This window comes from Luteimonas kalidii (genome assembly GCF_029887935.1).
GTDB lineage: Bacteria > Pseudomonadota > Gammaproteobacteria > Xanthomonadales > Xanthomonadaceae > Luteimonas > Luteimonas kalidii.
This window is the reverse complement of record NZ_JARXRO010000015.1, coordinates 1-13,445: the sequence shown is the minus strand read 5'-3', so window position 1 is coordinate 13,445 and position 13,445 is coordinate 1. Positions and strand designations below refer to the sequence as shown.

The 13,445-nt window shown below is 72.4% G+C and carries 11 protein-coding genes and 1 tRNA gene; 2 read left to right on the top strand and 10 right to left on the bottom strand.

The window, feature by feature from the left end; all coding sequences use genetic code 11:
- Positions 1-40: 40 nt before the first annotated feature.
- The 5 genes from QFW81_RS08870 to QFW81_RS08850 form a co-directional block, all read right to left on the bottom strand.
- On the bottom strand, positions 41-997 hold the full coding sequence (locus tag QFW81_RS08870) for a DUF1684 domain-containing protein (protein WP_425604004.1): 957 nt from the start codon (positions 995-997) through the stop codon (positions 41-43).
- A 2-nt stretch (positions 998-999) separates the two neighbouring features.
- The gene (mutL, locus tag QFW81_RS08865) at positions 1,000-2,832 is read right to left on the bottom strand and encodes a DNA mismatch repair endonuclease MutL (protein ID WP_280578379.1); all 1,833 of its coding nucleotides are present in this window, start codon (positions 2,830-2,832) and stop codon (positions 1,000-1,002) included.
- Positions 2,833-2,881: 49 nt separating this feature from the next.
- Positions 2,882-4,462: an N-acetylmuramoyl-L-alanine amidase gene (locus tag QFW81_RS08860; RefSeq protein WP_280578378.1), complete on the bottom strand. Its 1,581-nt coding sequence runs from the start codon at positions 4,460-4,462 to the stop codon at positions 2,882-2,884.
- 75 nt (positions 4,463-4,537) lie between these two features.
- Positions 4,538-5,026 (bottom strand): tRNA (adenosine(37)-N6)-threonylcarbamoyltransferase complex ATPase subunit type 1 TsaE, encoded by a 489-nt coding sequence (gene tsaE / locus QFW81_RS08855; RefSeq protein ID WP_280578377.1) that lies wholly within the window; start codon positions 5,024-5,026, stop codon positions 4,538-4,540.
- On the bottom strand, positions 5,023-6,519 hold the full coding sequence (locus QFW81_RS08850) for an NAD(P)H-hydrate dehydratase (protein ID WP_280578376.1): 1,497 nt from the start codon (positions 6,517-6,519) through the stop codon (positions 5,023-5,025). The genes tsaE and QFW81_RS08850 overlap by 4 nt, the downstream gene beginning before the upstream one ends.
- A gap of 24 nt (positions 6,520-6,543) precedes the next feature.
- Here QFW81_RS08850 and queG point away from each other — a divergent pair, with 24 nt between their 5' ends.
- On the top strand, positions 6,544-7,614 hold the full coding sequence (gene queG / locus QFW81_RS08845) for a tRNA epoxyqueuosine(34) reductase QueG (RefSeq protein ID WP_280578375.1): 1,071 nt from the start codon (positions 6,544-6,546) through the stop codon (positions 7,612-7,614).
- A 36-nt stretch (positions 7,615-7,650) separates the two neighbouring features.
- Here the strand turns inward: queG and pgi are convergent, their stop codons facing one another.
- The 5 genes from pgi to pcnB form a co-directional block, all read right to left on the bottom strand.
- Positions 7,651-9,153: a glucose-6-phosphate isomerase gene (gene pgi / locus QFW81_RS08840; RefSeq protein WP_280578374.1), complete on the bottom strand. Its 1,503-nt coding sequence runs from the start codon at positions 9,151-9,153 to the stop codon at positions 7,651-7,653.
- 150 nt (positions 9,154-9,303) lie between these two features.
- Entirely contained in the window at positions 9,304-10,161 is an 858-nt protein-coding gene (panC, locus tag QFW81_RS08835; protein ID WP_280578373.1) for a pantoate--beta-alanine ligase, read from the bottom strand.
- Between the two features lie 12 nt (positions 10,162-10,173).
- The gene (gene panB / locus QFW81_RS08830) at positions 10,174-10,992 is read right to left on the bottom strand and encodes a 3-methyl-2-oxobutanoate hydroxymethyltransferase (protein WP_280578372.1); all 819 of its coding nucleotides are present in this window, start codon (positions 10,990-10,992) and stop codon (positions 10,174-10,176) included.
- Positions 10,993-10,996: 4 nt separating this feature from the next.
- A complete protein-coding gene (gene folK / locus QFW81_RS08825; RefSeq protein WP_280578371.1) occupies positions 10,997-11,494 on the bottom strand; it encodes a 2-amino-4-hydroxy-6-hydroxymethyldihydropteridine diphosphokinase in 498 nt (165 codons plus the stop codon).
- A complete protein-coding gene (gene pcnB, locus QFW81_RS08820; protein WP_280578370.1) occupies positions 11,491-12,819 on the bottom strand; it encodes a polynucleotide adenylyltransferase PcnB in 1,329 nt (442 codons plus the stop codon). Before pcnB ends, folK begins: the two co-directional genes overlap by 4 nt.
- 144 nt (positions 12,820-12,963) lie before the next feature.
- On the opposite strand from pcnB, the gene QFW81_RS08815 reads away from it, so the two are divergent.
- Positions 12,964-13,039 (top strand) — tRNA-Glu (locus tag QFW81_RS08815).
- Positions 13,040-13,445: the final 406 nt, after the last annotated feature.

Genomic DNA, 13,445 nt, shown 5'->3' with positions numbered 1-13,445 from the left:
GCCGCCGGTGGGCAGTCCCGTCGCGCTGCAGGCGTCGGCGTCAGGTGGCAGGCCCCGGCCGCACGTATTTCTTCTCGCCCGCGGTCACGGCCAGGTCGAGGCGGTTTTCCGGGGGCGGCAGCGGGCATGTGGCGTAGTCGGTGAACACGCATGGCGGGTTGTAGGCCCGGTTGAAATCGACCTCCACCGTGCCATCGCCTGCCGGCGCCGACGTGTACAGGTAGCGCCCGGCGGCGTAGCTCTCGTGGCCGCTGGTGCGATCGGCGAACACCAGGAACAGCCCGCCGTCCTCGCCCTCCAGCGCCTCGAGGCGATAGCTGGCGCCACCGCGTTCGAACTCCACCACGCCGGGATTGGGCTGCGGCTGCTGCTGGCTGAGGATGTCCATGATCGGGATCGTCTTGCCGGCGGGGTGGGCGACGAAGCGCGCCTGTACCCGCCACGCCGGATCGGCCGGCCAGTAATCGAGCGGGCCCAGCCCGGTGAGCGTGTCGGCCTCGGCGTGGCGCACCCGCAGCGCCTTGCGGCCGCCGCGATCGACCAGCACCAGTTGCCCCTTGCCCTCGTCGAAGCCGACCAGCGTCGGCGTGCCTGAGAGATCGGGCAACAGTTCGAAGCGCCCCTTCGCGGGGGCACCGTCCACGGTGAGCGCCGCATCGGCGTCCGGCGTGAGATACACCTTGCCGCCCTGGCGCTGCAGCAGACCCATGCGCTCGGGACCGCGGGCAAGGCGGATGCCGCTGGTCGCACCGCTGCCCACGTAGTGCGCCGGCAGTTCGATCCAGTGCAGGCCGATCAGACTGGCCCAGCCGTCGGGCTCGAGCAGGCGTTCGCGTCGCTGCGCGCGCCAGGCTTCATTCCCGGACACGAAGGCGGGATCGGCGCCCACCGGCTCGGCGGATGCATCGCCCGTGCCGCGGTCCCCGGGCTCGCCGCCGCCACAACCCGCCAGCAACACACCGAGCGCGACGCCCGTCCATCTCCCACGCATGCCCATGCTCAACGCCCCCTCAGAAACCACCGGTCGATCTCGGGCAGCGGGAAGTGCGCCCAGGTCGGACGTCCATGATTGCATTGTCCGGAGCGCTCCGTCGCCTCCATCTGCCGCAGCAGCGCATTCATCTCGGGAATGCCGAGGCGGCGGTTGGCGCGCACCGCGCCGTGGCAGGCCATGGTCGAGAGCAGCGCGTCGCGCGCGCTGCGCACGCGCAGGCTCTCGCCGCGTTCGCGCAGGTCGGCCAGCACGTCGCGCAGCAGCGCCTCGATATCGCCCTGCGCCAGCAGCGCGGGCACGCTGCGCAGCAGCAGCGACTGCGGCCCGCCGCGCGAGAGCTCGAAGCCCAGTTCGGCCAGCGTGCCGGCCTCCTGCTCGGCCACGTCGGCCTCGCGTTCGGACACCGCCACCGCCTGCGGGACCAGCAGCGGCTGCGCACGCAGCCCCTCGCTGTCGTGTGCAGTCTTCAGGCGCTCGTAGCCGATGCGTTCGTGCGCGGCATGCATGTCGACCACGATCAGGCCGTCCGCCGCCTCGCTCAGGATGTAGATTCCGTGCAGCTGCGCGATGGCGAACCCGAGCGGCGGCACGCCGGCGCCGGCATCCTCGCGCGGCAGCGCAGGGCGCCCGGGGTCCCCGGCGTACAGGGCCGCATACGCGGCCCTCGCCTCGTCGACCTGCAGCCGCATCGGGACCTGGTGGGTCGCGCCCGGCGCCATCGCGCCCATGGCTGACCGGGCACGCGCGTCCTCGATGCCCCCGGCCTGGCGCTGCGCAGGGTCCGCCGGCGACATGCTGGCCCCCACGCCCGGAGACGCAGGCGCGGTGCCCGCGCGCGTCGCCGCCAGCGCGCCTTGTACGGTGCGGTAGACGAAATCGTGCACCAGGCGCGAGTCGCGGAACCGCACCTCGTGCTTGGCCGGATGCACGTTGACGTCGACCCGGGTGGGATCGAGTTCGAGAAACAGCACGTAGGCAGGCTGGCGCCCGTGGTAGAGCACGTCGGCGAAGGCCTGGCGCACGGCGTGCGCGATGCTGCGGTCGCGCACCGCGCGTCCGTTGACGTAGACGTACTGCTGGTCGGCGCTGGCGCGCGAGTAACCGGGCTGCGCCACCCAGCCGTGCAACCGCAGGCCAGCCCCCGCGTGTTCGATGCGCAGCGCCTGGCGCGCGAACTCCTCGCCCAGCGTCCCGGCCAGCCGCTCGTCGGTGAACAGTCCGGCGCCGGATTCGGACAGGGCGCGGTAGCGCCGCGACGGTTTGCCGTTGTGGGTGACACGCAGTTCCACGTCCGGACGCGCCAGGGCCAGCGCGCGCAGCCATTCCTCGATGTGGCCGAGCTCGGTGCGCTCGGCGCGCAGGAACTTGCGCCGCGCCGGCACGTTGTAGAACAGGTCGCGGACCTCGACCACGGTGCCGACCGGCTGCTGCTTCGGCGCCACCTGCCCCACGCGCCCGCCGTCCACGCCCAGTGCCGCGCCGTGTGCGTCGCCGTCGCGCCGGGTGGCGATCAGGAACCGGCTCACCGACGCGATCGACGGCAGCGCCTCGCCGCGGAAACCGAGCGTCGCCACGGACTCCAGGTCGTCGAGGCTGGCGATCTTGCTGGTGGCGTGGCGCGACACCGCCAGCGGCAAATCGTCGGCCGCCATGCCGCCGCCATCGTCGCGCACCCGCACCAGGCGCACGCCACCCTCCTCGAGGTCGATGTCGATCCGCCCCGCGCCGGCGTCGAGCGCATTCTCGACGAGTTCCTTGACCACCGACGCAGGTCGTTCCACGACCTCGCCGGCGGCGATCTGGTTGATCAGGGTGTCGGGCAGTTGCTGGATGGGCACGTGCGCATGATACCGGCGCGCGGCGTCGCGGTTGCTCCGCGCGTGTCCTTCAGCGGCCGCCTGGTGAAGCGCTGGCGACCCGGTCGCCTGCCGCCCGCGCGGCGTAGAGCGTGCCGGGAGGCGGCTGGCTGGAGAAATACGTGTGCACGCCGTCCAGGATCGCGCGCGCCACGGTGCCCTGGAACTTCGGGTCGATCAGGCGCTTTTCCTCCTCCGGGTTGGAGAGGAAGGCGGTCTCGACCAGCATCGCGGGCATGTCGGACGTCCGCAGCACGGCGAAGTTCGCACGCTCGATGTGCGGCTTGTGGTTGTTGCCGATGCGCTTGAGCCCCGACAGGATGTGGTTGCCCGCGTCCTCGGAGGCCTTCATCTGGCCGCTCTGGGTAAGATCCAGCAGGACGTTGGTCAGCACGTTGTCGTTCGACGGCGCGCGCACGCCGCCGATCAGGTCGGCCGCGTTCTCCTTGTCCGCCAGCCAGCGCGCCCGCTGCGACGACGCGCCGCGCAGCGACAGCACGTACACCGACGAGCCTTTCGCATTGCGGTTCTCGGCCGCATCGGCGTGGATCGAGATGAACATGTCGGCCTTGGCCTGGCGCGCCAGCCGGGCCCGGTTGTTGAGCGGAATGAACACGTCGCGGTCGCGCACCAGGTGCGCGCGCAGGCCGGGCGTGGCGTTGACCTGGCGCGCGAGCTCGCGCGCGATCGCCAGGGTGATGTCCTTCTCGCGCTTGCCGCTCGGTCCGATGGCGCCGGGATCCTGGCCTCCATGGCCGGCGTCGATCGCGATCACGAGCGGCCGGGTGCCGCCGGTCACCGCGCGCACCGGCGGCGGGGGCGATTCCACCGCTGGCGGCGGCGACACGACCGGGGACGTCGCAGGCACGACGGCCGCGGCGACCGTGGCCGGTGACGGGGTGGAGTTCGGCACCGCGCGCGGCAACGACGGATCGTGTGTCGGCGGCAGTTGCGGCGGCGATGCCGGATTCGGGGCGGGGGCGGGGGCGGCCTGGCCGGCGGCACGCAGTTCGGCGACCAGACGCGAGGTCGCCGCGGCGGAAGCGGCGGCAGGATCCGGCTTTGTCGTCGGGACGGATCCAGCCGTCGGGGGCGCCTCGGTCGTGGACGGCGCGGCAGGAGCCGCCGCCGGCGAAGTGGCGGCAACGGAGGTGGTCGTGACGCTGGCGGTCCGGCCGGCGGCAAGCTGCGCGATGGGGTCGACCGGGCCGTCATCCGGCCATTCGATGACCAGCCGCGTGCCGCCCGGGCCGGCTTCGAAGCGCGGCTTGAGCGCCACCACCGGCGCAGCCAGGTCGAACACGATACGGGTGGTGCCCGGCTCCGGCTGGCCGCTGCGGACCGATCGCACCACCCCGGCCGCGCGCGGCAGCGCCAGGGCACCGGCCAGGCGGCTGCCGGGCAGGTCCACGACGAGGCGGTCGGGATTCTGGAGATGGATGAGCCGGTATTCGGCCTCCTGGTCCACCTGCAGTTCGGCGCGGGTCCCGGTGGGGCCGCTGTCCAGCTGCACGGCGCGCAGTTCCGCGGCGTGCGCGAGGTTCCAGACCAGCGCCGCCAGCAGGGCGAGGCCGAGCAGGATCTGTTGGACGTTGAGCCCCCGCGTGCGCATACCGACTAGTGAATCATCGATGACCCACGTTTGCAACGCACTTTTCCTTTCAAATCGGTCACCTGCCGCCCCTTCCTATGGGTTCGGTTCAGCAATCCGATGCAACTGGGGCATGTCCCGCAGAGTGGCAAGCCAGGCAGTCCCCGTCGGAGTCGACGCAGACAGGCGCGCCGCCCGTCCGGTGCCCTCGAAGCCCAGATGCACGTCCAGGTCGGGGGGCGGCAGGGCGCTGGCGCCGCGTTCGGGCCATTCCACCAGCCACAGGGCGGCTTCGGCCTCGTCCAAACCGAGGAATTCGAGTTCGGCCGCATCGCCGATCCGGTACAGGTCCAGGTGCAGGGCCTCGCCTCCCCTCGCCAGCGGATAGCGTTCGACGAGGGTGTAGGTCGGGCTGCGGACGGTGCCGGTGACTCCCAGGGTCCGCAGCCAGGCCCGCGCGAGGGTCGATTTCCCCGCGCCGAGGTCGCCGTGCAGGTGCACGACGGCGCGCGCAGGCGCGCTCTGGGCCAGGGCGGCGGCCAACCGGCGGGTCGCGGGTTCGTCGGGCAGCGACAGTTCCATCACGCGCCCGGCCCGCCGTTGACCCAGGTGCGCAGCGGACCGAGCAGGTCCGAGGGCAGCAGGCCGCGCTCACCGTCCGCGGCTGCGGCATCGCCGGCGACCGCATGCAGCAGTGCGCCGCGGCAGGCGGCGTCGAATGCGTCCAGCCCAAGCGCGCGCAATGCGGCGATGCAGCCGGTCAGCAGGTCGCCCATGCCGCCGACGGCCATCCCCGGGTTGCCGGCCGCGATCACACGCGGCACCTGCTCCGGCGCGGCCACCAGGGTGCCGGCGCCCTTGAGCACCACCACGCAGCCGAACATCTCCGCCAGCAGCCGCGCCGCGGCGAAGCGGTTGGCCTGCACCTCGGCCGTGGTGAACCCGAGCAGCCGAGCGGCCTCGCCCGGATGCGGGGTCAGGATGGTGCCGGCCGGCAGCACGCGGGTGCGCCGTGCGAGCAGGTTCAGCGCGTCGGCATCGAGCACCAGCGGTTTCGTCGAGGCCAGCGCCAGGTCATGGAATGCGGCGCCCCACGCCTCCTGACCGAGGCCGGGACCGACTGCGACCACATCGGCGCGCTCGAGCAACGGCGCCAGCGCGCCGGCGTCGTCCAGCCCATGGCCCATGGCTTCGGGCCGTCGCGCCAGCAGGGCCGGCACGTGTCCCGGGCGGGTCGCCACACTCACTAGTCCGGCGCCGCAGCGCAGCGCCGCATCGGCCGCCAGCAGCACCGCCCCGCCCTTGCCGGTGTCGCCTCCGATGCACAGCACGTGGCCGCTGTCGCCCTTGTGTGCGTCGCGCGCGCGCAGCGGGATCCAGTCGCGCAGGTCCTCCTGGCCGAGCCGGATCGCAGCGACCGGCGCCTGCGCCAGCGCCTCCTCGGCGTCGAGCGTGGCCAGCGCCAGCGATCCGGTGCAACGCGCGGCGGCGCCCGTGTACAGGCCCGCGTGCGGCGCGAGCAGCTGCAGCGTGTGGGTCGCGTGCACCACCCGTCCGGGTGCACTGCCGCGGTCGGCGTCCAGTCCACTGGGCACGTCGAGCGAGAACACCGGCAGGCCCGAGGCATTGATCGCGTCGATGACCCGTGCCGCGTCGGCATCGGGCTCGCGCGACAGGCCAATGCCGAACAGGGCATCGACAACGAGCTGCGCGCGCCCGAACCCGTCGTCGAACGCCTTGATGCGACCACCGGCCTCCCGGTAGGCCTGGCAGGCCCGCTGCGCAAGCGCCGTGCGCGGCGCGTGGGCATCGATCCGCAGCACGCGCGCATCGCGACCGGACTCGTGCGCGTAGCGGCACAGTTCGTAGCCGTCGCCGCCGTTGTTGCCGGGCCCGCAGACCACCACGATGCGCTGCACGTCCGGCCATCGCGCCAGCAGTTCGCGCCACGCGGCCTGGCCGGCGCGCGCCATCAGCGCGAAGTCGTCGCCCAGGCGCGTCGCCATCGACGCCTCGATCCCGCGCAACGCGGCGGCGTCATACAGCGGCGTGCCACGGGGGGCGGGGACGGCGTACATGGCCCGGATTCTATACTTGCGCCGGTGTCCACCCGCCCCGCCCTACAGGCCCCCGACCCCGCCGCACTCGCGCTGCGCATCAAGGCGCTGGCGCGCGAGGCGGGCTTCCAGCGCTGCGGCATCGCGGGCGTCGAACTGGGCGAGGACGAAGGCCACCTGCGCGACTGGCTGGCGCAGGGGCTGCATGGCGACATGGACTGGATGGCGCGCCACGGCGACAAGCGCGCACGCCCGGACCGGCTGGTGCCCGGCACGGTGCGGGTGGTCTCGGTGGGGCTCGACTACGGCCAGGATCCGGACCCGGCATGGCGTACCCTCGCCGACGGCTCGCGCGCCTACGTCGCGCGCTATGCGCTGGGCCGCGACTACCACAAGCTCATGCGCCAGCGCCTGCAGCGGCTGGCCGACCGCATCGGCTCCGAGATCGGGCCGTTCGGGCACCGGGTGTTCGTCGATTCGGCGCCCGTGCTCGAGCGCGCGCTGGCGCGCAACGCCGGGCTGGGCTGGATCGGCAAGCACACCTGCCTGATCGACCGCGACGGCGGCTCGTGGTTCTTCCTCGGCGAGATCTATGTCGATCTCGCCCTGCCGGTCGATCCCCCCGCCAGCGCCCACTGCGGCAGCTGCGTGCGCTGCATCGAGGTCTGCCCGACGCGCGCGATCACCGCGCCGCACCGGCTCGATGCACGTCGCTGCATCGCCTATCTGACCATCGAGCACGAAGGCAGCATCGACGAGGCGTTGCGACCGCTGATCGGAAACCGGATCTTCGGTTGCGACGACTGTCAGCTGGTGTGTCCCTGGAACAAGTTCGCCAGGCGCACCGACGAGCCGGACTTCCGCGCGCGCAACCGGCTGGACGAAGCGACGCTCGAGGAGCTGTTCGCGTGGAGCGAGGACGAGTTCCTGCAGCGCACCGAAGGCTCGCCGATCCGCCGCAGCGGCTATGCGCGCTGGCTGCGCAACCTGGCGGTGGCGCTGGGCAACGCGCCGTCTTCGCCGCAGGTGCTGGCTGCGCTGCGCGCGCGTCGCGACGTGGACGATCCGGTGGTACGCGAGCATGTCGCGTGGGCGCTGGCGCGGCACGGCGTGTAGCGGCCCGGCCCGGCTACGCGTGCCCTGAAGCAGGCGTCAGGCGCGTGCGGCGATCTCAGCCAGCAGGACGCGGGTCACCGCATCGTCGGCCTCGGCCTTGCCTTCCAGCGCCGGCAGCAGGCGGTTGGCCACCTGCTTGCCCAGCTCGACGCCGAACTGGTCGAACGCATTGATGCCCCAGGCCACCGACTGCAGGTACACGCTGTGCTCGTACAGCGCGATCAGCATGCCCAGCGACTGCGGCGTGAGCGCGTCGAGCAGCAGCAGGGTGCTGGGTCGGTTGCCGGCATAGGCGCGGTGCGGATCGTCGCTGGCCTGGCCGTTGGCCAGCGCCTCGGTCTGCGCCAGCAGGTTGGCCAGCAGCGCGCGATGGTTCCCCTCGAAGCCGTCCTCGCTGCGCACCACGCCGATGAAATCCGCCGGCACCACCTGGGTCCCCTGGTGCAGGGCCTGGAAGAAGCTGTGCTGGGTGTCGGTGCCGGGGCCGCCCCACCACACCGGCACGGTGTCCTCGTCGAGCGGGGCGCCGTCGAGGCGCGCCGACTTGCCCAGGCTCTCCATCACCAGCTGCTGCAGGTAGTTGGGCAACAGCCTGAGCCGCTCGTCGTAGGGCAGGACGGCCTGAGTCGCCAGCCCGAGCGCATTGCGGTTCCACAGCGCGGTCAGCGCATGCAGGAATGCGAGGTTCTCGCGCGGCGCGGCCTCCACCGCGTGCGCGTCGAGTTCCGCCGCGCCCGCCAGCAACGCCTCGAACCGGTCCATTCCGATCGCCAGCGCGATCGGGAAGCCCACCGCCGACCACAGCGAGTAGCGACCGCCGACCCAGTCCCACATCGGCAGGATCCGCTCCGGCGCGATGCCGAACGCAGCCGCGCGCTCGACGTTGGCGCTCACCGCGTACACGCGCGCGTCGTCGCCGAGCCAGTCGCGCACGATGGCGCCGTTGAGCAGTGTTTCCTGGGTGCCGAAGGTCTTGGAGATCAGGATCGCGGCGGTCTTCGCCGGGTCGAGGCCGACCAGCGTCCGGCGCGCGGCATTGCCGTCGACGTTGGACAGGAAGTGCACGCGTACCGGCGCGCCCGGCAGCGCCAGGGCATCGGCCACCAGTCGCGGTCCGAGATCGGAGCCGCCGATGCCGACGCTGACCACGTCGGTCACGCCGCCCGCCAGCACCGCATCCACCAGCTCGCGCATCCGCGTCCGCGCCTGCGCCGCCTGCGCGCTGCATTCACGCGAGAACGGCGCCGCGGAGGCATTGCCGCGCAGCGCGCTGTGCAGCGCGGCGCGGCCCTCGGTGGCGTTGACGGTCTCGCCGTCGAGCAGGCGCCGCATGGCCGCCGCGAAGCCTGCCTGGTCGGCCAGCGCGTACAGCGCGTCCAGCGCGGCGCCGTCGTAGCGCTGGCGGGCGAAGTTCGCGTACAGCGGTCCCACCCGCAGCGACAGCGCGCGCGCGCGCTCCGGGTCGTCCTGCAGCAGGCGCACCACCGGCGTGTCGGCCAGGCGTGCGGCGTGGGAACGGAGGGTCGCGAAATCCGGCATGGTCGGGCCTGCAGTATGGGGAGAGAGGAATCCGTCCCGGGCCGCACGGGGGTGCGCTGCATTCGCGCAGATCGCGCAGCACGCGCCGGCGGCCTGGATCACGACGGAGTATAGGATCGAACCGCGTCCACCCGAAGACGTCGTCAGTCGTCAGTCGATGTCGAAGGCGAGGTTGTCGATCAGGCGCGTCCGCCCCAGCCGCGCCGCGACCAGCGCCACGTATGCGCCCGGCGTGGCGCGTTCGTCGCCGACGCCGGAGAGGTCGGCGCGCCGCAGCGCCGCGTAGTCGACGTCGAAACCGGCGCTGCGCAGGCGTGCGGCCGCATCGGCCTCGGCCCGCTGCACGCCCGTCCCGGCATCCACGGCGTCGCGCATCGCCTGCAGCGTGCGATGGAGTTCCGGTGCGATCGCGCGCTCGCCGGCATCCAGGTACTGGTTGCGCGAACTCATCGCCAGCCCGTCGGGCTCGCGCATCGTTTCACCGGCAAGCAGTTCGATCGGCATCGCGAGGTCGCGGACGAGGAAGCGGATCACCGCCAGCTGCTGGTAGTCCTTACGCCCGAAGGCGGCCACGTCCGGCTGCACCTGGTTGAACAGGCGCGCGACCACGGTCGCCACGCCGTCGAAGTGGCCGGGGCGGTGCGCGCCGTCCAGCACATCGGTGATGCCGGGCACGCGGATGCGCACGGCCTGCTCCGCTCCGAACGGATACATCGTCTCCACCGACGGCATCCACAGCGCATCGCAACCGGCGCCGTCGAGTCCCGCGGCATCTTCCACCGGCGTGCGCGGGTAGCGCGCGTAGTCTTCGTTCGGGCCGAACTGGGTCGGGTTCACGAACACGCTGACGACCACCCGGTCGGCGTGCCGACGCGCCAGTCGCACCAGCGAGAAGTGGCCGGCATGCAGGTTGCCCATGGTCGGCACGAACCCGACGCGCAGGCCCAGTCGTTTCCACTCCGCCACGCGCGCGCGCAGCGCGGCCAGCTCTTCGATGATCTCGAGCATGCGCCGCCTCGCTCAGTCGTAGGCGTGCCCGGGGCCCGGGAAGCTGCCCTCGCGGACCGCGGACACGTAGGCCCGCACCGCGCCGGCGACCGAGCCGCCGTCTTCGAGGAAATCCTTGACGAACTTCGGGCGCCGGTGGCCGCTGTCGAGCCCGAGCATGTCGTGCAGCACCAGCACCTGGCCATCGCAGTGGGGACCCGCACCGATGCCGATGGTCGGCACTGCGGAGTCGCGCGTGATCTGCTCCGCCAGCGCCGACGGCACGCATTCGAGCACCAGCAGGGTCGCGCCCGCCTCGGCCACCGCCAGCGCATCGGCACGCAGCTGCGCGGCGGCATCGGCCTCGCGACCCTGCACCCTGTAGCCGCCGAAGCGAAGCACCGACTGCGGCGTGAGCCCCAGGTGCGCGCAGACCGGGATCTCGCGCGCGGCCAGGAAGCGGATCGCCGCCAGCTTGTGCGGGCCGGCGCCCTCGAGCTTCACCATGCCCGCACCCGCCTGCAGCAGCCGGGTGGCGGCATCGAGCGCGCGCTCGGGCGTAGCGTCGGCCTGGAACGGCAGGTCCGCCAGCAGCAGTGCGCGACGCAGGCCCCGGGCGACCGCCGAGACGTGGTAGACCATGTCCTCCACGGCGACCGGCAGGGTGGACGCGTGGCCCTGCACCACCATGCCCAGCGAATCGCCGACCAGGACGATGTCCGTGCCGTTGGCGTCGAGGACGCGCGCGAAGCCGGCATCGTAGGCGGTGAGCATCGCCAGCCGCCGGCCGGCGCGGCGCGCCTCGGCCAGCGCCGGAACGGTCATGGGCTTGTCGGGCGCGGCTCGGTCCATGCGCCTAGGGTATCGCTTCGATGCCGGCGGCATCCAACGCCGACAGTGCAGCGGCCACGGTCCCGTGCCCGGGGATCATTGCCGTCGGTGCGATCTCGGCCAGCGGCACCAGCGCGAAGGCGCGCTCGTGCAGGTGCGGGTGCGGCACGCGGAGGCCGGGGGCGTCGATCACCGCCTCGCCGTACAGCAGCAGGTCGAGGTCGAGCGTGCGCGGGCCCCAGCGATCACCCTCCCCGTCCAGGCGCTCGCGGCCGAAGCCGCGTTCGGTCGCGAGCAGGGCATCGAGCAGGTCGCGCGCAGCCAGGCCGGTGTCGAGCACGGCCGCGGCATTGAGGAAATCGGGCTGGTCGCGCCGGCCCCAGGCCGGGGTGCGATAGAGGCGCGAAGCGCGCAGCAGACTCGTGCCCGGCAAGCGTGCGAGCGCATCGAGCGCCGCGGCCAGCGTCCGCGCCACCTCGCCGACGTTGCCGCCGAGGCCGACGCAGGCCTGTACCCGGTTCATTCCCCGGCCGCGTGGCGCCGGCGGCGCCGGCGCCGCTTGCGCGGCACCTCTCCGTCCGCGCCGTCGGAGATTCCCGGATCCGCCTGGTGCGCGATCGCCATGTCCGGATCGCCCTGCGCCTCCTGCCAGAACGCGATGTCGTCCTCGTGCGCAGGCGAAGCGGCGCGCCGCAGCACCAGGAAATCGAACGCGGCCCGGAATCGCGGATGCGAGAGCGTGCGCACCACCCGTTTGCGCTGGCGCTGCGAGAACCGCGCCTGCATCAGCCAGATTTCCTGCATCGGCAGCGAGAAGCGGCGCGGCAGCGCGATCGTGGACAGCTGGTGCAGGGTCACCCGGTCGGCGGCGCGGCGCTCGGCCTCCACCGTGTGCAGGCCCTGCGCCTGCAGCGCCATCAGCGAACGGCAATACGCCGGCCACAGCAGCACGGCGAACAGGAACGCCGGCGAGACCGGCTCGTCCATCGCCACCCGCCGGTCGGTCCCGCGCAGGCCCTCGACCAGCATCCGGCGCAGCGCGCCGCTGCGGTTGGATGCCAGCGCCGCCGCGGTCTCGGGGAACAGGGCGGCCAGCAGGCCGTGGCGCTCCAGGCCCTCGAAGCTCGCCACCGCATGCCCGGAGAGGAACATCTTCAGGCATTCCTCGAACAGGCGCGCCGGCGCGGCCTCCGACAGCAGCGGCGCCAGGCCCGGGAGCGGCGCGGCGGTGTCTTCGGCGATGTCGAACCCGAGCTTCCCGGCCAGGCGGATCGCGCGCAGCATGCGCACCGGATCCTCGCGGTAGCGCGTCTCCGGATCGCCGATCAGCCGCATCACCCGATGGGTGACGTCCTCGAAGCCGCCGACATAGTCGCGCACCGAGAAGTCGGCGATGTCGTAGTACAGCGCGTTGGCGGTGAAGTCGCGGCGGACCGCGTCGTCCTCGATCGAGCCGTAGACGTTGTCGCGCAACAGGCGGCCGTCGTCGTGCACCTGGCGATCGCCGCTGCCGTCGTCGATGTTGGCGCGGAAGGTGGCCACCTCGATGATTTCGCGTCCGAACACCACGTGCGCCAGCCGGAAGCGGCGGCCGATCAGGCGGCAGTTGCGGAACAGATGCCGGACTTCCTCGGGCGTGGCGTCGGTGGCGACATCGAAGTCCTTCGGGGCGAGCCCAGCCAGCAGATCGCGGACGGCACCGCCGACCAGGCAGGCGCGATGGCCGGCCTCGTGCAGGCGGTAGAGCACGCGCAGCGCGTTGGGGCTGATGCCCCGGCGCGAGATCGGATGCTGGTCGCGGGGGATGATCCGCAGTTCGGTCGGGATGGACGAGGTATGGGTCGGCATCAGGCCAGGGGCTTCCGGGATCGGCGCCGGGATGGAGTGTCGGCCGCCGTATCGCTGCTATACTAGCAAGCTGCATCGGCCTCTTGCTTCCCGGGTGGTCGGGGCAGCCGGTCGTCCAACCGGCGCTGCGTTCCGCAGCACCCAGCTCCCTTCGTCTAGAGGCCTAGGACGTGGCCCTCTCAAGGCTAAAACACGGGTTCGAATCCCGTAGGGAGCGCCATGTTCCGGAAAGGCCCGCGCACGCGGGCCTTTTCTTTTTTCGCTTCTCCTGCAGCTTCCCGCCGTTCCGGATCCGCCATCCACCGCGCGGTCGAACCGGCCTCGCATCGTACGGTCCACTCCGTGAGACACCTGGGCCTGGACGCGCCGGACAGTCACGCATCATTTGCGCGCGGCACCGGGACGGCCGCCCTCGCGGACGAATGTCCTTCGGCGACGGCCCGTGGCCGTCGCCTCCCCCTTGAGTTCGCCCCCGAGGACACCCGCGCCCGGCGCTTCGGCATCGCGGGTGTTCACGGAGGCCGACCACCCGGGCACGAACCATCTGCCTCGCTGCCGCGAAAAAGCTCACACCGGATCCAACCGGAGCCGAGCCTGGCAGCAGGCGGTGGGCCTTCGCGGCGAAA